Origin of the sequence: Nocardiopsis alborubida (genome assembly GCF_012396365.1) — a bacterium.
GTDB lineage: Bacteria > Actinomycetota > Actinomycetes > Streptosporangiales > Streptosporangiaceae > Nocardiopsis > Nocardiopsis alborubida.
The window spans coordinates 54,458-78,905 of sequence record NZ_JAAXPG010000006.1; the positions used below are offsets into that span (position 1 = coordinate 54,458).

Sequence of the window (24,448 nt, forward strand, 5' to 3'; positions counted from 1 at the left end):
ACAGGTACGGGGCGCGCTGACACCACCCTCCGCCACGGTCCTCCCACGGACCGGATCGCTGAGAACCAGCGACGGGCGGAGGCCGTCCCAGTGGGGGTAACACGCCCCCTGACCAGAGAACGTGCGGAGGTGAGCCGGTGCGAACGGCGAACGACGGCCGCGGCGACGAGCCGTGGGACGACCCGACCACCGCTCCCTCGTCCGACGACGAGGCCACCCAGGTCTTCTCCCGCGGGTCCTTCGCCCCCGCGGCCCCCGGCACCGAGAGCGCCGGGGGCGCCGAGAGCACCCGCGCGTTCTCCGCCTCCGACGACGCCACCCGCACGTTCTCCGCCGACGACGAGACCACGCGGGAGTTCCGGCGCGACGAGGTCCTGGCACCCGGAGCGCCCGCCCCGCAGGGCGTGCCCGCCGACCGGCCGGCGGCCGACGAGGCCGTCTTCACCCGCCGCTTCGTCCGCGAGCGCCCGCGGCCCCGCACCCGCGTCTCCCCGCCCGCGCCCCCGGCACCCGAACTCCCCGAGGAGGGGTTCCCGGAGGAGGAGTTCCCGCGCGCCCCGGAGCCCGCGCCGCGCCGAGGCCGCCGCCCCGAGCCGCCGTCCTTCTCCCGGCCGCGCCGACCGCGTCGGCGCCGCTTCCGCCTGCGCTGGCTGGTCAGCCTGCTGCTGGTCACCGTCCTGGCCGTCCCGGCCGGTACCTGGGCCTGGGTCTGGTACGTGGCCCGCCAGGACGAGCGCGCCACATCCGACGCCATCGTCGTGCTCGGCGCCAGCCAGTACAACGGCGTGCCCTCACCCGTCTTCGAGGCCCGGCTGCGCCACGCCCAGGCCCTCTACCTGGAGGGCGTGGCCCCGGTCATCGTCACCGTCGGCGGCAAGCTGCCCGGCGACAACTTCACGGAGGCCGCCTCCGGGCGCAACTGGCTGGTCGAGGTGGGCATCCCCGGCGCCCAGGTCGTCGCGGTGGAGGAGGGGCGCGACACCCTCCAGAGCATCGAAGCCGTCGCCGAGGTCTTCGAGGCCAACTCCTGGGACACCGCCATCCTCGTCTCCGACCCCTGGCACAGCCTGCGCTCCGAACGCATGGCCGCCGACCACGGCATCGAGGCGGGCACCTCGCCCTCCCGGTCGGGGCCCGCGGTCATCGAGCGCCGCACCCAGCTGTGGTACATCACCAGGGAGACCGCGGCGCTCTGGTACTACTGGATCTTCGACGACAGCAGCGACATCCAGGTCGATGCCGCCTGACCAGCGCGGACGGCGACCGGGTCGTAGCCGGGGAGTAGGGTCGCAGACACCATGACGAACAATCCCCGCGAGGGCGGAGCACTCGGCTACACGCACCAGGACACCGAGCGCAGGGCCCTGGAGAACCGCAAGAACCGGGCCCGCGACCCCTTCGAGCGGGACCGGGCCCGGGTCCTGCACAGCGCCGCCCTGCGCCGCCTGGCCGCCAAGACCCAGGTGGTCCAGCCCGGTGTGAGCGACTTCCCGCGCACCCGCCTCACCCACTCCCTGGAGTGCGCCCAGATCGGCCGCGAACTCGGACAGGCCCTGGGCTGCGACCCCGACCTGGTGGAGGCCGCCTGCCTGTCCCACGACCTGGGCCACCCGCCCTTCGGCCACAACGGCGAGCGCGCCCTGGACGAGGCCGCCGCCGGCTGCGGCGGGTTCGAGGGCAACGCCCAGAGCCTGCGCCTGCTCGTGCGCCTGGAGGGCAAGGTCATCGACCCCGACGGGCGCAGCGCGGGGCTCAACCTCACCCGCGCCACCCTCGACGCCACCGTCAAGTACCCCTGGCTCCGGGGTGAGGGCGGCGACACCCACAAGTTCAACTGCTACCCCGACGACACCGAAGTGTTCGACTGGCTGCGCCGGGACGCGCCCCCGGGCCGCACCTGCTTCGAGGCCCAGGTCATGGACTGGGCCGACGACGTCGCCTACTCCGTGCACGACGTCGAGGACGCCCTGCACGCCGGGCTGGTGGACCCCGCGGCCCTGCGCGGCGCGGCCGAGCGCGCCGAGGTCGTGCGGATCGCCGCCGCCGACTACTGCGACGCCGACCCCGCCGAACTCGACGAGGTCTTCACCGACCTCATCGCCCACCCCGCGTGGCCGCGCGAGTTCACCGGCGACCTCGCCTCCCTCGCCGCCCTCAAGAACCTCACGAGCGGGCTCATCGGCCGCTTCTGCCGGGCCGCGGAGGAGGCCACCCGCGCCGCGCACGGCCCCGGGCGCCTCACCCGTTACGGCGCCGACCTCCTCGTGCCCCGCCGCCCCCTGCTGGAGTGCGCCCTGCTCAAGGCGGTCGCCGCCCACTTCGTGCTCTCACGGGAGGAGGCCCGGGCCTACCAGGCCGAGGAGCGCCGACTGATCACCGAACTGGTCGGCCTCCTGTGGAAGAACGCCCCCGAGGGCCTGGACCCGCAGTTCCGCGCCGCCTTCGCCGAGGCCGCCGACGACTCCGCCGCCCTGCGCGTGGTCATCGACCAGGTCGCCTCGCTCACCGACACCTCCGCGACCTCGCTGCACGCACGCCTCACGCGCTGAGCGCGGGGGCCGCGCACGCGCGCCCGGGTCGCCCCCGTCCCCGGAGAACGGGCGGCAGGGGGTTGACTTCATCGATGTGAGCGCTAACAATGTTGCGCACATCACAGAAGTCCCCCCTCTCGTGCCCGGAGGTGTCGTCCCGGTGAAACCCCCAGGTGGCCGTACCCCCGTCATGGCGGACGTGGCCCGGCTGGCCGGAGTCTCCCACCAGACGGTGTCGCGCGTGGTCAACGGCCACCCCAACGTCCGCGAGGAGACGGTGCTCCGGGTGCGCGACGCCATCGAGGAGCTGGGCTACCACCGCAACTCCACCGCGCGCGCCCTGGTCACCCGCCGCACCAACGTGCTCGGCGTCATCGCCTTCGACTCCACGCTCTTCGGTCCGGCGCAGACCCTGGCGGGGATCGAGCGGGCCGCGCGCGAGGCGGGCTACTTCCTGAGCATGGTCAGCCTCGACGACGTGTCGCCGGAGGGTGTGGTCGCGGCCGCCGACTACCTGATCCAGCAGTCGGTCGAGGGCTGTGTGGCGATCGCCCCCCAGCGCGCCCTCGTGGAGGCGCTGGCCGCGCTGCCCGGCCCCGGGCCCCTGGTCGCGGTCGAGGGCGGCGAGGGCTCGGGCCTTCCCGTCGTCTGCGTCGACCAGGTCCAGGGCGCCCACGACGCCGTCCGCCACCTGCTCGACCTGGGCCACACGACCGTCCACCACGTGGAGGGCGACCCCCTGTGGCTGGAGTCCGCGGCCCGGGTGGTCGGGTGGCGCAGGGCCCTGGAGGAGGCCGGGGCGCCGGTCCCCGAACCGCTCCAGGGGGACTGGAGCCCCCGGTCCGGCTACGAGCTGGGCCTGGCGCTGGTGCGCAGGCGCGCCGCGGGGGAGCGCGTCACGGCGATCTTCGTGGGCAACGACCAGATGGCCATCGGCGTGCTGCGCGCACTGCACGAGGCGGGCCTGCGCGTCCCCGGGGACGTCAGCGTGGTCGGCTTCGACGACATCCCCGAGGCCGAGTACCTGACCCCGTCCCTGACCACCGTCTACCAGGACTTCGCCCAGGTGGGCAGGGAGAGCCTGGCGCTGCTGCTCGCCGAGATCGCCCGGGAGGCCCCAGCCGACCCGTCCGGGGCCGAGCGCCGGGTCGTCCCGGCGCGGTTGCGGGTGCGCGGCAGCAGCGGGCCCCCGCCACCGTGACCCCCTGAGACACCTCCCTGTCCACCCCCTCATGGAGGAGCTTCCCTTGGCCCAGAATGTTAGCGCTAACTATTCACGTTCGACCGATCCGGTGGTCGTCGGGGTCGACTTCGGCACCCTCTCCGGCCGCGCCGTCGTGGTCCGGGTCTCCGACGGCGCCGAACTCGGCTCCGCGGCCTCCACCTACCGGCACGGCGTCATCACCGCGCGCCTGCCCGGATCGGCCGACCCCCTCGAACCGGAGAGCGCGCTCCAGCACCCCGAGGACTACCGCGAGGTCCTGCGCACCGCCGTCCCCGAGGCGCTGCGCGCGGCCGGGGTCGCGCCGGAGCGGGTCGTCGGCGTCGGCACCGACTTCACCGCCTGCACGGTCCTGCCGGTGACCGCGGACGGCACGCCCCTGTGCGAGCTGCCCGACCTGGCCCGGCGCCCGCACGCCTGGCCCAAGCTCTGGCGCCACCACGCAGCCCAGCCCGAGGCCGACGAGATCAACGCCCTGGCCGCCGAGCGCGGTGAGAAGTGGCTGGCCCGCTACGGGGGGAAGATCTCCTCCGAGTGGGAGTTCGCCAAGGCCCTCCAGGTCCTGCGCGACGACCCCGGCGTGTACGAGCGCACCGACCGCTGGATCGAGGCCGCCGACTGGATCGTGTGGCAGCTGTGCGGACACGAGACCCGCAACGTCGCCACCGCGGGCTACAAGGGCATCCACCAGGACGGCGCCTGGCCCTCGGCGGACTTCCTGGCCGCCCTCGACCCGCGTTTCGCCCGCTTCGCCGAGGACAAACTCGCCCACCCCCTGTCCCAGCTCGGAGAGCGCGCTGGCGGCCTCACCGCCCGGGCCGCGGCCTGGACCGGACTGCCCGAGGGCGTCCCCGTCGCGGTCGGCAACATCGACGCGCACGTCACCGCCGCCACCGCCCAGACCACCGGCAACGGCCGGATGCTCGCCATCATGGGCACCAGCACCTGCCACGTCATGAACTCCGACGTCCTCGCCGAGGTCCCGGGCATGTGCGGCCTGGCCCACGGCGGCATCACCCCCGGAGCGTGGGGCTACGAGGCGGGCCAGAGCGGCGTCGGCGACATCTTCGCCTGGTTCGCCGACTCCTACGTGCCCCCCGCCTACCACGACGAGGCCCGCGAACGCGGCCTGTCCGTCCACGACCTGCTCTCGGCCCGGGCCGCCGACGCCGCGGTGGGCGAGCACGGGCTCGTCGCCCTGGACTGGCACAGCGGCAACCGCTCGGTCCTGGTCGACCACGACCTGTCCGGCGTGCTCGTCGGCCTGACCCTGGCCACCAGGCCCGAGGAGGTCTACCGGGCCCTGGTCGAGGCCACGGCCTTCGGTACCCGCACCATCGTCGGGGCCTTCGCCGACGCCGGGGTGCCCGTGCACGACCTGACCATCGGCGGAGGCATGGTCCGCAACCCCTTCGTCCTCCAGGTCTACGCCGACGTCCTCAACCGGCCGCTGCGGATGGTGGCCTCCGAGCACAGCTGCGCGGTGGGGGCCGCCATCCACGCCGCGGTCGCCGCCGGGGCCTACCCCGACATCCACGCCGCCTCCGCCGCCATGGGCGGGGTACGGGAGGAGACCGTCGACCCCGACCCGGTCCGGGCCGCCGCCTACGACGGGCTCTTCGCCCTCTACACCGAGCTCCACGACCACTTCGGCCGGGGCGGCAGCAGCAGCCTGCACCGCCTGCGGGCCCTGCGCAACACCGCCCTGGCCGCCGCCGCGAGCGGCGGGGAAGGAGTCTGATGACCGCCACCACGCCCACGGCCGTGCCCGAGGAGCACCGGGAGGAGGTGGAGCGCCTGCGCACCCTGGTGTGCGCCCTGCACGCCGAACTGCCCCGGTGGAACCTCGTCACCTGGACCAGCGGCAACGTCTCCGCCCGCGTCCCCGGCGCCGACCTGATGGTGATCAAGCCCAGCGGCGTCTCCTACGACGACCTCGCCCCGGCCGACATGGTCGTCTGCGACCTGGACGGCCGCCCGGTCGAGGGCGACCACAGGCCCTCCAGCGACACCTCCGCCCACGCCTACGTCTACCGCGCCCGCCCCGACGTCGGCGGCGTCGCGCACACGCACAGCCCCTACGCCACCGCGTGGGCCGCGCGCGGCGAGGCCATCCCCTGCGCCATCACCGCGATGGCCGACGAGTTCGGCGGCGACATCCCCGTCGGCCCGTTCGCCCTCATCGGCGGCGACGACATCGGCAGGGGGGTGGTCGCCACCCTGGAGGGCCACCGCTCGCCCGCCGTCCTCATGCGCGGCCACGGCGTGTTCACCGTCGGAGCGGGCGCCAAGGCGGCGGTCAAGGCCGCCGTGATGTGCGAGGACGTCGCCCGGACCGTCCACATCGCCCGCCAGGGCGGCCCCCTCCAGCGCCTTCCCCAGGAGCACATCGACGCGCTCCACGACCGTTACCAGAACGTCTACGGCCAGTAAGGAAGAAGCACCGTGACCGTACCCACACCCCCCGCCACCGAGCACCCTCCCGTGCGCGCCCGCGCCCCCCGCGTCGGCCTGCTCGGCATCATGCAGCCGCTCTACGACGACATGATCCCCGGCATCACCGAGCACCAGGCGGCGTACGCGGCCCGGGTGGCCGAACGGCTCTCCGACGTCGCCGAGTGGACCGTCGCCCCGCCGGTGCGCGGACGCGCCGACGCGGAGGAGGCGATCCGCGGCTTCGAGGCCGCCGGACTCGACGGGGTCCTGGTCGTCATGCTCACCTACGGCCCCTCCCTGCGCGTCACCCGCGCGCTCGGCCGCACCCACCTGCCCCTGGCGCTGGCCAACATCCAGCCCGACCCCGCGGTCAGCCCGTCCTGGGACATGGACGACATGACCTACAACCAGGGCATCCACGGGGCCCAGGACACCGCCAACGCCATGGTGCGGGCGGGGCTGCCCTTCGAGGTCCTCACCGGCGAGTGGCAGAGCCCGGAGTTCGCCGCGCGCGTGGACCGCTGGGCGCGGGCGGCCCGCGCCGTCACCGCCCTGCGCGGACTGCGGGTCGGCGTGTTCGGCTACCCCATGAACGGCATGGGCGACGCGCGGGTGGACGAGACCGCGCTGCTGCGCAGGCTCGGCCCCGAGGTCCACGTCATCGCGCCCGGGGCCCTGCACCGGACCATGGCCGACCTGCCCGAACAGGCCGTGCGCGACCTCATGGACTGGGAGGACGGGGCCCTGGAGGTGGACGGCCGCCTGTCCAAGGAGGAGCGCGAGGACCACGCCCGCATGCAGCTGGGCATCGAACGGCTGCTGGAGGAGTCCGGGTGCGGTGCCTACTCCACCCACTTCGACGCGATCGGGGAGGACGGCCGCTTCGCCCGGCTGCCGATGGCCGCCGCCTCCACCCTGATGGCCCAGGGGTACGGGTTCGCCGGCGAGGGCGACGTCCTGGCCGCCTCGATCGTCTACGCCGGGCACCAGCTCGCCGGGGACGGCCACTTCACCGAGATGTACGCGATGGACTTCCCCAGCGACTCCATCCTCATGAGCCACATGGGCGAGGGGAACTGGAGGGTGGCGCGCGAGGACGAGCCCGTCCGGCTGGTCAAGCGCCCGCTGGGCATCGGCGGCCTGGGCGACCCGCCCACCATCGTGTTCCGCTACCGGCCGGGTCCGGCCACCCTGGCCTCCCTGGTCGCCCTCGGCGGAGAGGAGTTCCGCCTGGTCGTGGCCGAGGGCGAGGTCATCGACGCGCCCGAGCTGCCGTCCCTGGAGATGCCCTACGGCCAGTTCCGCCCCGAGACGGGTGTGCGGGCCTGTATGGACGCCTGGCTCCGCGCGGGCGGCACCCACCACATGGTCATGAACACCGGGGCGCGCGCGGAGGACTGGCGGGTCCTGTGCGAGCTGTCCGGAATCGAGTACGTCCGGGTCTGACCCGGGCACCAGGCGCCCCGGCGCGTCCACACCCCCCAGACGGAGGGCCCCGGGCGGGCCCTCCCGACCCCCCAGGCGCAAGGAGAACACCGTGCGCGAGGCAACCCCCCACCAACCCCCACCGCACGCCGCCCCCCGGGGCCCCGGACGCAGGTCCCTGCTCACCGGGGCCCTGGCCGCCGCAGGGCTGGCCGCCGCGGGCTGCGCGCCCCCCGACGCACTGCTGTCCGGTGAGACCCGCCTGCGGCAGTGGAACCTCTTCTCGGGCGGCGACGGCCTGCGGATGATCGAGATGCACGACGCCTACCGGGCCGAGCACCCGGAGGTCGACTTCCGGGCGACCACCTTCACCTGGGGCTCCCCCTTCTACACCAAGGTCGCGATGGGCGCGGCGGGAGGGCGCGGCGCCGACATCGCCACCGTGCACGTCTCCCGCCTGGAGAGCCTGGCCCCCGGGAGGCTGCTGGACCCGATCGACCCGGCGCTGCTGGCCGAGGCCGGGATCGACGACACCGTGATCCTGCCCAACGTCTGGGAGAAGTGCTTCTTCGACGGACAGCTGTACGCGGTCCCCATCGACACGCACGTCCTGATCCAGTACCACAACCTCGACGTGTGCCGCGAGGCCGGACTGCTCGACGCCGACGACAGGCTGGTCGAGGTCAACGGGCTGGACGACTACATGGCCATGCTCCGTGAGATCAAGGCGGTCACCGGGGCCTACGGCCTGTCGGTCGACACCTGGCAGCCCTGGCCCAACTTCTGGGCGCTCTACCGCCAGCAGGACGGGGAGCTCGTCCTGGGCGAGGACGACTTCACCATGGACGACGACAAGGCCCTGGCGGCGATGGAGGTGATGTACCGGCTCTCCGAGGAGGAACTGGCGCCCCGCCACTCGATGCTGGCAGACACCGCGGCCAACCTCTCCAACGGCAGGGCCGGACTGATGATCCACGGCAACTGGGAGATCCCGACGCTGGAGGCCGCCGGAACGGCCTTCTCGGCGGGGCAGTTCCCCGACGTCTTCGGCAACCACCGCACCCGGGGCGACTCGCACTGCTACGTGTTCCCGCACCAGCGCGACCCCGACCCCGAGCGGATCCGGGCCGCGGTCGCATACGCCGCCTGGATGCTGCGCCACAGCATCACCTGGGCCGGGGGCGGCCACATCCCCGCCTACCAGCCCGTGGTCGAGAGCGCCGAGTACGAGGCGCTCACACCGCAGTCCGAGTACCGCGAGGCGGCCGAGAACGTGCAGTTCGAGCCCGAGGCGTGGTTCAGCGGCTCGGCCGGGCGCCTCCAGGAGGAGGCCAACGGCCCGCTCACCACCCTCCACCAGGGGACCCAGACACCCGAACAGGCGCTGGAACAGCTCAAGGGAGCCATCCGCGACCTGCTGACCGTGCCGTCACCGGTGTGAGGGAGCCCGCCATGACCGCCCAGACCCCAGTGCCCTCCAGGACCACGGCGCCCGGCCCCTCCGGCCGCGGCCTCGTGGACGTGCGCCGCAGGCCCGCCGTGTGGACCGGACTGTGGTTCGCCCTGCCCTTCCTCGCCTTCTACCTGCTCTTCCTCCTGTGGCCCGCGCTCGTCGGGCTCGTCTACTCCTTCACCGACCGCAGCCTGGCCGGGGGCCCGGTCTCCTTCGTGGGGCTGGACAACTGGCGGGAGAGCCTGACCGACCCCGACATGTGGGACGCGCTGTGGAACACCCTGTGGTTCACGGTGCTGAGCGTCCCCCTCATGGTCGCGCTGGCGCTCGCCCTCGCCCTGTTGACCGACCACGCCCGGCGTCTGGGGTGGTTCCTGAGGCTGTCGTTCTTCGCGCCGTTCGTACTTCCGGTCGCGGTGATGACCCTCATCTGGAACTGGATGTACAACCCCAGCCTGGGCCTGTTCAACGGCGTCCTGGGACAGCTCGGGCTGGACGGCGTCGAGTGGCTCTTCAGCGAGGACACGGCGATGCTCTCGGTGGTCGTCGCCACCGCGTGGTGGCAGGTCGGCTTCAACTACCTGCTCTACCTCGCGGCGATGCAGTCGATCCCCAAGGACGTGTACGAGGCCGCCGCCATCGACGGCGCGGGCGCCTGGCAGCGCGTCGGCCGGATCACCCTGCCCCTGCTGGCGCGCACCACCGCGCTGATCTCCGTGCTCCAGCTCATCGGCTCCCTGCGCGTGTTCGAGCAGATCTACCTCATGACCTCGGGCGGCCCGAACTTCGCCACCAGGACCGCGATCCAGTACATCTACGACTCCGGGTTCGTGGGCCTGCGCATCGGACTGGCCTCCTCCATGGCCTACGTCTTCATGGCCCTGGTCGTCGTCGCCTCCATAGTCCAGTTCCGCCTCTTCGCACGGAAGGAGGCCTGACCGGCCATGGCAGTTCCCACCGCACCCGCCACGCCCCCCGCGGCCGACGCGCCCGCGCGGCGCGTCCACCGGCCCCGGCGCGCGCCCTCCCCCGGAACGATCGCCCTCCACACGGTCTCCGCCCTGGCCGGAGCCCTCTGGCTCGTCCCCCTCCTGTGGGCCTTCGCCACCTCGGTCAAACCCGAGGGCGAGACCACCGTCATGCCGCCCTCCTGGCTCACCGACAACCCCACCTTCGAGGCGTACGCCCTCGTGCTGGGGCGCGGGGACATCCTGCGCTGGACGGCCAACTCCCTCATCACCACGGTCATCGTCACCGCGCTCACCCTGGTGGTCTGCGTCCTGGCCGCCTACGGCTTCTCCCGCTTCGACTTCCGCGGCAGGCCGTGGCTGTTCACGCTCGTCATCGGCGGCATCCTCATCCCGCCGCAGACCCTGATCGTGCCGCAGTTCGTCCTGATGACCCAGCTCGGACTGGTGGACACCTACTGGGGGGTCGCGCTGCCGCAGGTGGTCGCGCCGGTGTTCGTGTTCATCCTCAAACGCTTCTTCGACGCCATCCCACGCGAGTACGAGGACGCCGCCAGGATGGACGGCGCCGGAGCGCTGCGCGTCCTGTGGAACGTGATCCTGCCCCTGTCGAGGCCGGTCCTGGCCGCGGTCGGCATCTTCGCCTTCATCGGCGCCTGGAACAACTTCCTGTGGCCCTTCCTGGTCACCAACGACCCCGAGATGATGACGCTCACCGTCGGGCTGGGCACCGTGGCCGGACAGTACGGGGTCCAGTACGCCCAGGTCATGGCCTCGGCCGTGCTGGGAGCCGTCCCGCTGCTGATCGTCTTCCTGCTCTTCCAGCGCCACATCGTGACCGGTGTGGCCGGAGCGGGCATCAAGGGCTGACCCCCGCCCGACCCCCACCACCGAAGGAGAACGCATGCTCCGAGCCTCCGTCACCGTCGATAAGGACCACAGCGTCTCCCCCGTGCACCGCCGCGTCTTCGGCTCGTTCGTCGAGCACATGGGCCGCTGCGTCTACACCGGCATCTACGAGCCCGGGCACCCGACGGCCGACGCCGACGGCTTCCGCCGCGACGTCGCCGACCTGGTCCGCGAACTGGGCGTCACCACCGTGCGCTACCCCGGCGGGAACTTCGTTTCCGGGTACCGGTGGGAGGACGGCGTCGGCCCCAGGGAGCACCGCCCGGTCCGCCGCGACCTGGCCTGGCACAGCATCGAGACCAACCAGTTCGGCCTCGACGAGTTCGCCGCCTGGTGCCGCGGCCTGGACATCGAACCGATGATGGCGGTCAACCTCGGCACCCGCGGCCTGGCCGAGGCCCTGGACCTGCTGGAGTACTGCAACCACCCCGGCGGCACCCACCTGTCCGACCAGCGCGCCGCCAACGGGCACCCCGACCCGCACGGCATCCGCATGTGGTGCCTGGGCAACGAGATGGACGGCCCCTGGCAGATCGGCCACCTCGACGCGCGCTCCTACGGACGCAAGGCCGGGCAGGTGGCGCGCGCCATGAGGATGGCCGACCGCGACCTCGAACTGGTCGTCTGCGGCAGTTCCGGGTCGGGCATGTCCACCTTCGGCCAGTGGGAGGCCACCGTCCTGGAGGAGACCTACGATGCGGTGGACTACATCTCGCTGCACGCCTACTACGAGGAGCGCGACGGGGACCTGGCCGACTTCCTCGGCTCGACAACGGACATGGACCACTTCATCGACTCCGTCGTCTCCACCGCCGACGCCGTCGGCGCGCGCCTGCGCGACCCCAAACGCATCCAGCTCTCCTTCGACGAGTGGAACGTGTGGTACCTGAGCCGCCACCAGGCCCTGGCCGCCGCGCAGCCCGCCGACGACTGGCAGGTGGCGCCCCGCGTCATCGAGGACCGCTACAACGTCGCCGACGCCGTCGTCGTGGGGAACATGCTCATCAGCCTGCTCCGGCACGGTGACCGGGTCACCGCCGCCAGCCAGGCCCAGCTCGCCAACGTCATCGCGCCGATCATGACCGAGCCCGGCGGCCCCGCGTGGCGCCAGACCATCTTCCACCCCTTCTCCCTGACCGCGCGGGCCGCCCGCGGCCGGGTGCTGCACACCGGCGTCACGGCGCCCCGGTACACGACCACCAGCCACGGCGAGATCCCGCTCCTGGACGCCGTCGTCACCTTCGACGAGGGGGAGGGCACCGCGTCGCTGTTCGCGGTCAACCGCTCCACCGACCAGCACCTCACCCTCGACGCCGACCTGCGCGGCCTGGCCCCGACGGCCGTCACCGACGCCCGGACCCTCAGCGACGAGGACCCCTACGCCCACAACACCATGGACGCCCCCGACCGGGTCGTCCCGCGACCGGCCGGGGACGTGACCCTGGACGGCGGCAGGCTCTCCGCGGTCCTGCCCCCCGTGTCCTGGTCCGTCATCACCGTCTCGACCGACCGGAAATGACCGACCGGAACTGACCGGCCCTCCGGTGCGCGCCCGCGCCCGGACAACGCCCAGAAAGGCGAACGCATGACCCCCCACCCCCGACGCACACCCCTCCTGGCGGCCGCGCTGTGCGGCACACTCCTGCTCACCGCCTGCGGAGGCGTCGGCGACGCCGCGCGGCCCGAGGGCGACGCCGGCGTCGTCGGCATCGCCATGCCCACCCAGTCCTCGGAGCGCTGGATCAACGACGGCGAGAACATGGTCGCCGAGTTCGAGGCCCGCGGCTTCGGCACCGACCTCCAGTACGGCGAGGACGTCGTGGAGGACCAGGTCTCCCAGATCGAGAACATGATCACCCGCGGCGCCGACGTCCTGGTCATCGCCTCCATCGACGGCGAGGCCCTCGGCGACGTGCTCGACATGGCCGCCTCCAGCGACATCCCCGTCATCGCCTACGACCGCCTCATCCTCGGCAGCGAGCACGTCGACTACTACGCCACCTTCGACAACTTCCAGGTCGGCGTCCTCCAGGGCCAGTACATCGCGGACTCCCTCGACCTGGAGAACGAGGAGGGGCCCTTCAACATCGAGCTGTTCGGCGGATCGCCCAACGACAACAACTCCTCCTACTTCCTCGACGGGGCGATGTCGGTCCTCCAGCCCCACATCGACGACGGCAGCCTCGTCGTCCGCAGCGGCCAGACCTCCATGGAGCAGATCGCCACCCAGGAGTGGTCCGGCGCCGTCGCCCAGGACCGCATGGACAACCTGCTCAGCGCCCACTATTCCGACGAGGACGTGCACGCGGTCCTGTCGCCCTACGACGGCATCAGCCTCGGCGTGATCGAGTCCCTGCGCGCCGGCGGGTACGGCACCGCGGACCGGCCGCTGCCCGTCATCACCGGACAGGACGCCGAGGCCGCCTCGGTCCGGTCCATCATCGCCGGGGAGCAGACCCAGACCGTCTTCAAGGACATCCGGACCCTGGCGACCCAGACCGTGGACATGGTCGAGGCCGTGGTGCAGGGCGAGGAGGTCCCGGTCAACGACACCGAGAGCTACGACAACGGGGTCAAGGTCGTTCCCTCCTACCTGCTGGAGCCCGTCTCGGTGGACGCCGACAACTACCACGAGGTCCTGGTCGACAGCGGCTACTACGAGGAGTCCGAGCTCGAATGAGACAGGACCAGACGCGGTCCGCCCCCGGGGGCGGACCGCTCCTGACGATGCGCGACATCCGCAAGGACTTCCCCGGGGTGCGGGCCCTGGACGGGGTGTCGCTGAGCGTCGGCCACGGCCGCGTCCACGCCCTCATGGGGGAGAACGGCGCGGGCAAGTCGACGCTGATGAAGGTGCTCAGCGGGGTCCACCCCACGGGCTCCCACAGCGGCGAGATCCTCATGGACGGGCAGCCCTGCGCCTTCTCCGGCGTGGCCGACAGCGAGCGCGCGGGCATCGCCATCATCCACCAGGAACTCGCCCTCATCCCGCAGCTGTCCATCAGCGAGAACGTCTTCCTCGGCCACGAGCAGGCCCGGTACGGCGTCCTGGACTGGGGCGCCACCCACGCCCGGGCCCGCGAGCTCCTGCGCCGGGTCGGACTGGACGAGAACCCGGCCACGCCCGTCTCGGCGCTGAGCGTGGGCGCCAGGCAGCTCGTGGAGATCGCCAAGGCCCTGGCCAAACGGGTGCGGCTGCTCATCCTGGACGAGCCCACCTCCGCGCTGAACGAGGCGGAGAGCACCCGGCTGCTCGAACTCCTCCTGGACCTGCGCGACCAGGGCGTCACGTGCATCCTCATCTCGCACAAGCTCGGCGAGGTGGTGCGCGTCTGCGACGAGGTCACCATCCTGCGCGACGGGCGCGCCATCGAGACCCTCGCCGTGGAGCGCGACGCCGACGGGACCCCCTCGGTCGACGAGGACCGCATCATCCGCGGGATGGTCGGCCGCGCGCTGGACCAGCGCCACCCCCCGCGCACCGGTGAGGTCGGCCGGGTGCGCTTCGAGGTCCGGGACTGGACGGTGGACCACCCCACCCAGGCCGGACGGCGCGTGGTGGACGGGGTCGGCCTGACCCTGCGCGCCGGTGAGGTCGTGGGCATGGCCGGCCTCATGGGCGCCGGGCGCACCGAGTTCGCGATGAGCCTCTTCGGCCGCTCCTACGGACGCCACGTCCGCGGCACCCTGCTCAAGGACGGCGTCGAACTCGCGACCGCCAGCGTCGCCGACGCCATCCGCGGCGGCCTCGCCTACGTGCCCGAGGACCGCAAGTCCCTCGGCCTGATCCTCGACGACGACATCCGCCACAACACCACGCTGGCGGCCCTGGACCGCGTGTCCGCGCGCGGTGTCCTCGACCCCGGGCTGGAGGCGGTGGAGGCCGCACGGATGAGCGGGAGCATGCGGGTCAGGAGCCAGGGCACCACCCAGACCGTGCGCACCCTCAGCGGCGGCAACCAGCAGAAGGTCGTCCTGGGCAAGTGGATGTTCACCCGGCCCGAACTGCTGATCCTCGACGAGCCCACCCGCGGCATCGACGTCGGCGCCAAGTACGAGATCTACCTGATCGTCCGCCGCCTCGCCGCGGAGGGCGCCTGCGTGCTGCTGATCTCCTCCGAACTCCCCGAGATCCTCGGCATGTGCGACCGGGTCTACACGATGTGCGAGGGGCGCATCACCGGAGAGGTCCCCGGGGACGGGGCCGACCAGGAAACCCTCATGAGACTGATGACGCGAACCGGGGGACACCCGTGAAAGAGCCCACCGCAACCTCCCGACTCTCACGGCTCGGCGGCGCGCTGACCCGAGGGAACTCCCGCCAGTACGGCATGGCCGCCGCCCTGGTGGCCATCATCGTGCTGTTCCAGATCCTCACCGGGGGCCTGCTCCTCACCCCGCTCAACGTCACCAACCTGATCATGCAGAACTCCTACATCCTGATCCTGGCGATCGGGATGATGCTGGTCATCGTCACCGGCCACATCGACCTCTCGGTCGGCTCGGTGGTGGCCTTCACCGGCGCGGTGTCGGCGATCATGCTGACCACCTGGGGGCTGCCCACGGTCGTGGTCGTGCCCGTGGCCCTGCTGCTCGGCGCGCTCATCGGCGCCTGGCAGGGCTTCTGGGTGGCCTACGTGCGCGTCCCGGCGTTCATCGTCACCCTCGCCGGGATGCTCGTTTTCCGCGGCGCGACCCTGGCCGTCCTGGGCGGGGAGTCCGTGGCGCCGCTGCCGCCCTCCCTGCGCAACATCGCCAGCGGGTTCCTGCCCTGGCAGGCCGGGGACGGCCCCCACCTGCCCACCCTGCTGCTGGGCGCCGCGGGGGCCGCCGCCCTGGTGTGGATCCAGTGGCGCTCGCGCGCCCGCTCGCTCGGTTACGGGCTGCCGGTCCAGTCCGCGCCGGTCACCGCCGCCGCCTCGGCCGTGCTCGTCGCCGCCATCCTGGCGTTCACCTACGTGCTCGCCGACTACAACGGGCTGCCCATCGTGGGCGTGCTGCTCGTCGCGCTCATCGCCGGGTACTCGTTCGTCATGCGCTCCACGACCATGGGCAGGCGGGTCTACGCCGTCGGCGGCAGCGAGCAGGCCGCCGCTCTGTCGGGGATCCGCACCCAGCGCACCACGTTCTGGGTGTTCGTCAACATGGGCGTGCTCTCGGCGCTGGCCGGGCTCGTCTTCACCGCCCGGCTCAACGCCGCCACGACCGGCGCCGGGACCATGTTCGAACTCGACGCCATCGCCGCGGCCTTCATCGGCGGCGCCTCCGCCTCCGGGGGCGTGGGCACCGTCGTCGGAGCCGTCATCGGCGCCCTGGTCATGGGCGTGCTCAACAACGGCATGTCCCTGATCGGCCTGGGCGTGGACTGGCAGCAGCTCATCAAGGGGCTGGTACTGCTCCTGGCGGTCGCCTTCGACATCTACAACAAGCGCCGTGTCAGCGCCGGGCCCGTCACCGTCTCCGTCCCCCCGTCCTCCTCCGGGACCCGCCGGGGCGGGGGCGGGGCCCAGGGTTCGCCGCCCACGGCGGACCGAACACGGGCCTCCTCCTGAGAAGGCCCTCCCGAGACGGGCCCCTCCGGGGGGTCCGGGGCCTACTGGTAGCCCCGGATCTCCCGGAAGACCTGCTCCAGCTCCTGCTCACGGGCGTCGAACACCCGGCCGCCCGTCAGCTCCGCCAGTTCGGTCATCTCCGGCACGTCCGACTCGCCGAACAGCACCGTGAACACCGGCACCTGCGCCACCGCGTCCGACCGCGTCCGCAGCGTCTCCCGGAAGCCGTCCAGGCCGGCTCCCCGGTTCACCTCGCCGTCGGTCATCAGCACCACCGACATCAGGTGCTCGTCGTCTGGACCCGTGTACTCCTCCTCCAGAAGCCAGTACGCCCGCACCAGGGCGTCGTAGGCGGCCGTGTCGCCCTCGGCCTCCAGCCCCTCCACCGCCGCGGACAGGTCCGCGTTGACCTCGTCCACCGAACCCGTCTCCACCACGAAGGTCAACGGGTCGGCGGGCCACGTGGAGAACGGCAGCAGCGTCACCACCTCCCGCTCCTGGAAGGCCTGCGTGCTCCGCGCCAGGGAACCGCCGTCCGCGCCGGTCAGCGCGCCCAGGGCCGACTGGAGTTCGGTGAGCCGGCCGCCCTCCATCGACCCCGACACGTCCAGCACGTACACGGTGCGCGCAGGACGGCGCAGCGAGGCCGAGTAGTCCGCCACCAGGCCGTCCACGACCGCCCGGCTCGCCGGGAACGGCAGTTCCACCAGCGAGGGCACCGGCGGGGACAGCTCGGCCCCGGCCGCGACCGGGCGCCGCCGCGTCCGGTCGGCGATCTGCTGCTGGGTCCCCTCCGACGTCAGGTCCTCCACCAGCCGCCCGTACCCGTCCAGAGCCTGCTCGGAGGGGTCCGACAGCAGCGTCAGCGGGTAGTCGGCCGTCACCACGCCGTCGGCCGGGTACACGACCGTCAGGGGCTCCTCCAGCACACCGGAGGCGTTCAGCGACAGGATCACCGACTCGTAGTTGACCAGCCCGTCCACCGGGCTGCCGCCCTCAGCGCGCCGCACGAACGCGTCCGTGAGCCACCCCGACGACCCCGCCGTCACCTCCTGGCCCGCGAAGAACTCCGCCAGGTCGGGCCCCACCCGCTCCACGTCCTCCGCCCGCAGCGCCGCGCCCGTGTCGGCCATCGCCGAGGCCACCCCGATCAGCGCGGAGAAGCCCGAGTTGGAGGCGCCCGGGTTGGTCATGCCGTAGGTGAAGTCCTCCTCCGCGACCGCCCGGTGCACGTCCGACCAGGTCACCTCCGCGCCCTCGTCCCACCCCAGCTCCCGCGCGCGGTCGGCGGCCACGCCCAGCACCACCGGGGAGACCATGACCGGCGTCTCCACGTGCACCGCCGACCGGCCCTCGCCGTCCAGGTTGAGGTAGCGGTTGGAGGCGAACCACACCGCGTCGTACTCCCCGCCCTCGCCCTGCCGGTCGCCCGCGGCGATCCGGGCCATGCCGTCCAGCGTGCCGGTGTACTCCAGCTCCACCGTCACCCCGGTGCGCTCCCCGGCCTCCTCCAGCAGCGGCTCCAGGTCGGCGATCTCGCTCCCGGCCAGGATCCGCAGCGTCACGTCCGGGTCCGACCCCGGGGCGGAGCAGCCCGCCGCCGCCAGGGCCGCCGCGAGTACCGCCGCGCACGCGCCGCCGACCCCTCGGCCCCTGTGGACCCCGCTGCCCCCTCGGCCCCTTCCGGTCCCCGTTCCAGCCGCCATCGCCGTCCCGCCTCCGTGTCCGCCCGCCATGCCCTAGCCCCCGCCTCCGGCGCCGCCGTCGCGTACCGACGCGTCGGGGGCGGGCGGGCGCACCCCGTTGCTGGTGTAGGAGTCCTCGATCCCCGTCAGCAGGGTCTCCAGGACCTCGTAGGTGGGCGTGTTCACCACGTCTCCCACCCGGACGCGCACCGGCAGCCCGTGCTCGGCCACCAGGTCCTCGAACTGGGCGCCGCCCTCGGTGCGGAACCCGTGCGTCGCGGCCAGCTCCTGCAGCCCCGGGTCCTCGGTGAGCAGGCGGCCGACCGCGTCGCCCGCCTCCGTGAACGGCACGACGGTGTGCACCGCGTACACGGTCGGTCCCGGGTAGAGCACCACCGCGTCGTCGGCGAGCGCGGGCCCGTTGACCATCGCGTTCACGTACTGCGCCTCGTAGGCCCACAGCAGCGGCGTGTGCCCGGCCCCCAGGTCGCGGTACTGGTCGAAGGGCTGCTGGGAGGACTCCGGCGGCTGGCCCTGGGAGAGGAACAGGCGCGACAGCGTCCCGGTGAGCTCCTCGTCCACCGCGCCCGGCGCGACCACCTCCTCGCCGTTGAGCAGGTAGGACAGGGCCGCCACGTGCATCGCCGCCGAGTTGGAGGTGCGCGGGTCGGTGGTGCGCACCAGCACCTCGTTGCGGTTGCTGGAGCTGACCGCGTCCCCGGGCAGGTCCCGCCAGCGGGTGCGCTCCTCGGTCAGCTCCAGGTAGGCGGCCAGGTCCAGCGACCACGTGCCGTCCTCGGACTGTTCGGCGACACCGGCGCCCTCCAGGGCGTCCACCATCGGCTGGTAGCTCAGCAGGACCATCGGGGTGCTGAAGGGCCGGTACTCGGTGGAGATCCCGTGCCGCTCGCGCACGTGCTCGGAGGCCGGGCCCGAACCGGGGGAGACGAAGTCGGCTCCCTCTGCGTCCTCGGCCATCAGGCGCGAGCCCCGGGGTCGCACCCGCACCTCGTACCCGAGTTCGGCGAAGCGCTCCACGACCCGCTCGTCCTCGAACAGCTCCACCTTCTCGGAGCCCACCACACCCTCCACGAGGGCCGTGCCGCCGCCGGTCAGGCGGTTGACCACAACGAAGCCGAGCGCCACGGCCAGGACCACCGCGAGGACCGAGGCGACCACGACGAACCAGAAAGCGCCGCGGCCGGACGTGTGGGGGAGTCCGCGCACCTGTGCCGAGCCTCCTCGGGGAACCGATCATCGGGGGAGCCCGATGGTCCCAGGGTCCACCGGCGCGGAGCCGACCGTCAGGTGGCCGTCCGGTGGCGCGACGGGGAACCCCGGGCGCTGGCGCCTTCGCGGTGTGGGACGGGCGCCCTCGCGGCGCGGGTGCGGGCGGCCCGGGGAGGGGCCGCGGACGGCGGTCGCGACGTCGGCGGAGCGAACTACCCTGGAGACCGTGGCAGGCCGGATCAGAGACGAAGACATCGCCCTCGTACGCGAGCGCGCGCCCATCGCCGACGTGATCGGCGAGTACCTCCAGCTCCGCAACGCCGGGGGCGGGTCGCTGAAGGGACTGTGCCCCTTCCACGACGAGAAGTCCCCCTCCTTCAACGTCACCCCCTCCAAAAACCTTTGGTACTGCTTCGGCTGCGGAGAGGGCGGGGACACCATCTCCTTCCTCCAGAGGATCGACAGCCTCAGCTTCACCGAGGCCGTCGAGACGCTCGCCCGCCAGGTCGGCATCACCCTGCGCTACGAGGAGGGCGGCCGCAGCGCCGCCAGGCACGACACGGGCAAGCGCCAGCGCATGCTCGACGCCCACCGCGCCGCCGCCGAGTTCTACGCCGAGCAGCTCCTCTCCCCGGGCGCGGTCACCGCCCGGCGCTTCCTGGACGAGCGCGGGTTCAACCGCACGCACGCCGAGCACTTCGGCCTCGGCTACGCCCCCGCAGGATGGGAGAACCTCACCGCGCACCTGCGCCGCAAGGGCTTCACCGACGCAGAGCTCGTCGAGGGCGGCCTGGCCAGCCAGGGACGGCGCGGCGCCTACGACCGCTTCCGCAACCGGCTGCTGTGGCCCATCCGCGAGGTCACCGGCGAGGTGGTCGGCTTCGGCGCCCGCAAGCTCGACCCCGAGGAGGACGGGCCCAAGTACCTCAACTCCCCCGAGAGCCCCGTCTTCCACAAGGGACGGCTGCTGTACGGGCTCGACCTGGCCAAGCGCAACATCGCCCGGGAGGGCAAGGCGGTCATCGTCGAGGGCTACACCGACGTCATGGCCTGCCACCTCGCCGGAGAGGACACCGCCGTGGCCACCTGCGGCACCTCCTTCGGCGAGGACCACGTCAAGATCCTGCGCCGCATGCTGCTGGGCCGCACCAACCAGAGCGGCAAGGTCGTGTTCACCTTCGACGGCGACAAGGCGGGCCAGAAGGCCGCCGTGCGCGCCTTCGCCGAGGAGCACGGGTTCGCCTCCGAGACCTTCGTCGCCGTGCAGCCCGACGGGCTCGACCCCTGTGACCTGCGCCTCCAGCAGGGGCCGCAGGCCGTGGTCGACCTCGTCAAGGACGCCGCCCCGCTGTACGAGTTCATGATCCGCAACGTCATGGAGAGCTACGACCTGTCCACCCCCGAGGGCAGGATGGCAGCCCTGGACGCGGCCGCCCCGGTGGTCGCCAGCATCCGCGACGAGGGCGTGCGCCGCGACTACGGCAGGAACCTGGACCGCTGGATCGGCATCCTGGACGAGGCCTTCGTGCTGCGCCGGGTCAACCAGCACATGCGCGCGGCCCGGGGCCGCGGCCCCGGGCCGCGGACGGCCCCCGCGCGGCCCGTGCCCACCCCGGACGCGCAGGAGGCCCCCTACGACGTGGGCGACCCCTCCGTGCAGCGCGAGCGCCAGGCGCTCAAGATCGCCCTGCAGTTCCCCTCGCTGGCCGTGGGCTTCGACGCGTTCACCGAGGAGGACTTCACCGTCCCCCAGCACAGGGCCGTGCTCAAGCTCATCACCGCCGCGGGCGGGGTGGCCGCCGCGCACGACCCCGCCGCGTGGGTGAACGGCCTGCGCGAGGCCGCCCCCAATGACACGCAGCGTGATTTCCTCACCCGTTTGGTGGTGGAACAGCTGGAGTTCTACGGAGAACTCGACGAGCATTACGCCCGGCAAATACTGGGCACAATCAAGACTCATTCCATCAACCGGCGCGAGTCAAACCTGAGATCGGAACTGTCCCGCCTGGAGGGAACTCCCCAGGTGGAGGAACAACAGCGTCTGCTGACCGAACTCATGGCGCTCCAACAGCAAAAACGCGCTCTCCAGGAGATGTGACGGGGCGGTATGTAGCACCGGGGTGACAATAGTAGTTCTCCCTTCCGAGGTACCCGAAAGGGCACAATGGGCGGGTGGCTCCAACAGTTGTGACCAACGAAAATCCGTCCATTCGACAGGTGGTCCGGCTGCTCCCCGAAACGGGGTCGGTCAGCCGCGGCGAGGTCGCCTCGGCCCTGGACCGGCTGGACGCGCCCCCGGACTACCTGGACCAGGCGGTCGCCCACCTCGCCCGGATCGGCGTGGAGGTCTCGGGCCCCGACGACACCGCTCCCGAGGACACCGGCCCCGTCGCCGACGGCGGCAGGCGCTCCGGGTCGGACCTGGTCCGCCTCTACCTGCGCGAGATCGGCCGGGTGCCGCTGCTGAGCGCCGAGCAGGAGGTCGAACTGGCCAAGGCGATCGAGGTCGGCCTCTACGCGCAGCACTGCGCGCCCGCCGAGGGCGTGCGCACCGCGGAGGAGCTGGCCTGCCTGGTCGAGGAGGGGCGGCGGGCGAAGAGGCGCCTGATCGAGGCCAACCTGCGCCTCGTGGTGTCCATCGCCAAGAGGTACATGGGCCGCGGCCTGCTCCTGCTCGACCTGGTCCAGGAGGGCAACCTCGGCCTGATCCGGGCCGTCGAGAAGTTCGACTACGGCAAGGGCTTCAAGTTCTCCACCTACGCGACGTGGTGGATCCGCCAGGCCATCACGCGGGCGATCGCCGACCAGGCGCGCACGATCCGCATCCCCGTGCACATGGTCGAGACGATCAACAAGGTCGTCCGGGTCCAGCACCAGCTGCACCAGCAGCTCGGCCGCGAACCCAGCGTCGAGGAGATCTCCTCGGCGGCCGGGTTCGTCGGCCAGCGCGTCCTGGAGATCCAGCGGATCGCCCGCGAGCCCGTCTCGCTCCAGTCGCCGATCGGCGAGGAGGAGTCCGACTTCGGCGACTTCATCGAGGACGCCGACGCGGTCGCCCCGGTCGAGGCGGCGGCCTTCACCGTCCTCCAGGAGCAGCTGGGGGCCATCCTCGGCGGCCTGTCCGACCGTGAACGGCGCATCATCCGGCTGCGCTTCGGGATGGCCGACGGCCACCCGCACACGCTGGAGGAGGTGGGGCGCGAGTTCGGGGTGACCCGTGAGCGCATCCGCCAGATCGAGGCCAAGACCCTGGCCAAGCTCCGCCACCCCTCGCGGGCCGGGAGCCTGCGCGACTTCATCCGCACCGACTGAGAGCGTCCGGCTGCAGGCGCTGAGTCCGGCCCGGCCGGAACCGAGGGGTCCTGACACGGGATGACCTTGTACCCATGGCGAGGTTGGGCGCGGTGGTTCCTAGTGTCTGTCGCAACGAACCTCGCCATAGGTACAGGGTCACGGTGCATGGGACGGCGGTCACCACCAACGCGTGGGCCGCCCCCAGGGTTCCCGTCCGTCGGACGGTCGGCCTGATGTGGCCGACCTGGTGTCGACCCGCCGTATCCGGCGCGCCCGGCGTCTAACGTCGTAGGAGTGAGAGCCACGCCAGCCCCGCCGGGCGACGCACCGCCCCCGCGGCGCCGCCCCCTGCTCGTCCTGGGTGCGGTCGTGGCCGCCGCAGTGCTGATCACGGGGGTCTTCGTGACCGCGACCGGAAGGAACCCCGAGCGGCTCGGGTACTTCGCCGACTGGAACGTGGCCAACCGCGGCTACACCGTCAAGGAGCTGGAGGACAGCGGAGCCCCCGAGCACCTGACCCGCCTGATGTGGGCGTTCGGCGACATCAGCGCCGAGGGCCTGTGCCACGTCCCGGGCACCCACGACCAGCCCTGGGAGCTGTACCAGCGCCGCTACGACGCGGACCAGAGCGTCAGCGGGCAGGCCGACGAGTACGAGCAGGAGCTCGCGGGCAGCCTCAACCAGCTGCGCCAGCTCCAGGAGAGGCATCCCCACCTGAGGGCCAGCCTGTCCCTGGGCGGCTGGAACTGGTCCACGCACTTCTCCACCGCGGCCCGCACCCCCGAGTCCCGGGAGGCCTTCGTGTCCTCCTGCCTGGACCTGTGGCTGCGCGGCGACCTGCCGGTGTTCGAGGGCGAGCCGCAGGGCGGCGACGGGGTGGCCGCAGGGATCTTCGACGGCATCGACCTGGACTGGGAGTGGCCCGGGGGAGCGGGCCACCCGGACAACGTGGAGCACCCCGACGACGCGGCCAACTTCACCCTCCTGGTGGCCGAGTTCCGCCGCCAGATGGACGCGCTGTCCCGGGAGACCGGCGAGGAGTACGTCCTGTCCGCGTCGCTGCCCGGCGGCGCCGCGGCCAGCGAGGCCTACGACGCGCGGGTCTTCGAGCACCTGGACTTCGCCACCGTGCAGGGCTACGACTTCGCCGGTCCGTGGAGCGGGCGGACCGCCTACCACTCCAACCTGTACACCTCCGACGCCGACGCCAACAGCGTCGACCGGGCCGTGCGGCGCTACGTGGACCTGGGCGCGCCCCCGGACCGGCTCGTGATGGGCGTTCCGGCCTTCGGTCGGGGCTGGCAGCTGGAGGACCCCTCCGAACCCGGGCCGGGGCAGCCGGTCGCGGGGCCCGCGGAGGACCGCTACGACGGCCCGACCATGGCCTTCTCCGAACTCCAGGAGATCGGAGGCCCCCGCGCCCTGGACGAGGAGGCGGGCGCCTACTGGGTCCTGGACGGCGACGAGTGGTGGACCTACGACAACCCCGAGGTGATCCGCCTCAAGGGCGAGTACGTGCTCGAACAGGGGCTGGGCGGGCTCATGGTGTGGAACCTGGACATGGACCCCCGCGGTGAGCTGGTGCGGGCCATGGACGAGTCCCTCGGGGGCTGAGCCCCGGGGCGCCAGGCGCGGACACCGGCCCCGGGGAGGAGCCCGGCCCCCGGGCCCGCGGCGGTCCGGGCGGCGGACCCGGGAGGGGCGGGCGCCCGGCTCCGGACGGCGCGTCCGGGCAGTGCGGTC

At 72.5% G+C, this 24,448-nt stretch carries 18 protein-coding genes; 16 read left to right on the top strand and 2 right to left on the bottom strand.

The annotated features are described in order from the left end of the window. Nucleotides 1–137 precede the first annotated feature (137 nt). The 13 genes from HGB44_RS07930 (at nucleotide 138) to mmsB (ending at nucleotide 16,496) form a co-directional block, all read left to right on the top strand. Nucleotides 138–1,247: a YdcF family protein gene (locus tag HGB44_RS07930; RefSeq protein ID WP_061078347.1), complete on the top strand. Its 1,110-nt coding sequence runs from the start codon at nucleotides 138–140 to the stop codon at nucleotides 1,245–1,247. A 51-nt stretch (nucleotides 1,248–1,298) separates the two neighbouring features. Next, nucleotides 1,299–2,549 (top strand): deoxyguanosinetriphosphate triphosphohydrolase, encoded by a 1,251-nt coding sequence (locus HGB44_RS07935; protein ID WP_061078348.1) that lies wholly within the window; start codon nucleotides 1,299–1,301, stop codon nucleotides 2,547–2,549. Nucleotides 2,550–2,721: 172 nt separating this feature from the next. Further along, entirely contained in the window at nucleotides 2,722–3,732 is a 1,011-nt protein-coding gene (locus HGB44_RS07940; protein ID WP_061078349.1) for a LacI family DNA-binding transcriptional regulator, read from the top strand. A 91-nt stretch (nucleotides 3,733–3,823) separates the two neighbouring features. After that, the gene (gene araB / locus HGB44_RS07945) at nucleotides 3,824–5,494 is read left to right on the top strand and encodes a ribulokinase (protein ID WP_061078350.1); all 1,671 of its coding nucleotides are present in this window, start codon (nucleotides 3,824–3,826) and stop codon (nucleotides 5,492–5,494) included. Next, nucleotides 5,494–6,186 carry an L-ribulose-5-phosphate 4-epimerase gene (locus HGB44_RS07950; protein WP_061078351.1) on the top strand — a complete coding sequence of 231 codons (693 nt, stop codon included), beginning with the start codon at nucleotides 5,494–5,496 and terminating at the stop codon, nucleotides 6,184–6,186. The genes araB and HGB44_RS07950 overlap by 1 nt, the downstream gene beginning before the upstream one ends. 12 nt (nucleotides 6,187–6,198) lie before the next feature. After that, entirely contained in the window at nucleotides 6,199–7,635 is a 1,437-nt protein-coding gene (locus HGB44_RS07955) for an L-fucose/L-arabinose isomerase family protein (RefSeq protein WP_061078352.1), read from the top strand. A gap of 91 nt (nucleotides 7,636–7,726) precedes the next feature. Then, nucleotides 7,727–9,055: an extracellular solute-binding protein gene (locus tag HGB44_RS07960; protein WP_061078353.1), complete on the top strand. Its 1,329-nt coding sequence runs from the start codon at nucleotides 7,727–7,729 to the stop codon at nucleotides 9,053–9,055. An 11-nt stretch (nucleotides 9,056–9,066) separates the two neighbouring features. Next, nucleotides 9,067–10,005, top strand: a complete 939-nt coding sequence (locus HGB44_RS07965) for a carbohydrate ABC transporter permease (protein WP_061078354.1) — start codon at nucleotides 9,067–9,069, stop codon at nucleotides 10,003–10,005. A 6-nt stretch (nucleotides 10,006–10,011) separates the two neighbouring features. Beyond that, a complete protein-coding gene (locus HGB44_RS07970) occupies nucleotides 10,012–10,905 on the top strand; it encodes a carbohydrate ABC transporter permease (protein WP_061078355.1) in 894 nt (297 codons plus the stop codon). A 34-nt stretch (nucleotides 10,906–10,939) separates the two neighbouring features. Continuing rightward, entirely contained in the window at nucleotides 10,940–12,463 is a 1,524-nt protein-coding gene (gene arfA, locus HGB44_RS07975) for an arabinosylfuranosidase ArfA (RefSeq protein WP_061078356.1), read from the top strand. A 66-nt stretch (nucleotides 12,464–12,529) separates the two neighbouring features. After that, nucleotides 12,530–13,624 carry a multiple monosaccharide ABC transporter substrate-binding protein gene (chvE, locus tag HGB44_RS07980; protein ID WP_061078357.1) on the top strand — a complete coding sequence of 365 codons (1,095 nt, stop codon included), beginning with the start codon at nucleotides 12,530–12,532 and terminating at the stop codon, nucleotides 13,622–13,624. Further along, a complete protein-coding gene (locus HGB44_RS07985; RefSeq protein ID WP_061078358.1) occupies nucleotides 13,621–15,201 on the top strand; it encodes a sugar ABC transporter ATP-binding protein in 1,581 nt (526 codons plus the stop codon). The genes chvE and HGB44_RS07985 overlap by 4 nt, the downstream gene beginning before the upstream one ends. After that, nucleotides 15,198–16,496 (top strand): multiple monosaccharide ABC transporter permease, encoded by a 1,299-nt coding sequence (gene mmsB, locus HGB44_RS07990; protein ID WP_061078359.1) that lies wholly within the window; start codon nucleotides 15,198–15,200, stop codon nucleotides 16,494–16,496. Before HGB44_RS07985 ends, mmsB begins: the two co-directional genes overlap by 4 nt. 41 nt (nucleotides 16,497–16,537) lie before the next feature. Here the strand turns inward: mmsB and HGB44_RS07995 are convergent, their stop codons facing one another. Both HGB44_RS07995 and HGB44_RS08000 read right to left on the bottom strand, forming a co-directional pair. Continuing rightward, the gene (locus HGB44_RS07995) at nucleotides 16,538–18,202 is read right to left on the bottom strand and encodes a VWA domain-containing protein (protein WP_061078360.1); all 1,665 of its coding nucleotides are present in this window, start codon (nucleotides 18,200–18,202) and stop codon (nucleotides 16,538–16,540) included. Nucleotides 18,203–18,235: 33 nt separating this feature from the next. Next, nucleotides 18,236–19,408 carry a hypothetical protein gene (locus HGB44_RS08000; RefSeq protein ID WP_061078361.1) on the bottom strand — a complete coding sequence of 391 codons (1,173 nt, stop codon included), beginning with the start codon at nucleotides 19,406–19,408 and terminating at the stop codon, nucleotides 18,236–18,238. Nucleotides 19,409–19,637: 229 nt separating this feature from the next. On the opposite strand from HGB44_RS08000, the gene dnaG reads away from it, so the two are divergent. The 3 genes from dnaG to HGB44_RS08015 all read left to right on the top strand — a co-directional run bounded on the left by dnaG (nucleotide 19,638) and on the right by HGB44_RS08015 (nucleotide 24,319). Beyond that, nucleotides 19,638–21,509, top strand: coding sequence for a DNA primase (gene dnaG / locus HGB44_RS08005; RefSeq protein ID WP_061078362.1), 1,872 nt, complete (start codon nucleotides 19,638–19,640; stop codon nucleotides 21,507–21,509). A gap of 119 nt (nucleotides 21,510–21,628) precedes the next feature. Continuing rightward, entirely contained in the window at nucleotides 21,629–22,723 is a 1,095-nt protein-coding gene (gene rpoD, locus HGB44_RS08010; RefSeq protein WP_061078363.1) for an RNA polymerase sigma factor RpoD, read from the top strand. Between the two features lie 276 nt (nucleotides 22,724–22,999). Further along, on the top strand, nucleotides 23,000–24,319 hold the full coding sequence (locus HGB44_RS08015) for a glycoside hydrolase family 18 protein (RefSeq protein WP_061078364.1): 1,320 nt from the start codon (nucleotides 23,000–23,002) through the stop codon (nucleotides 24,317–24,319). The last annotated feature ends 129 nt before the right edge of the window (nucleotides 24,320–24,448 follow it).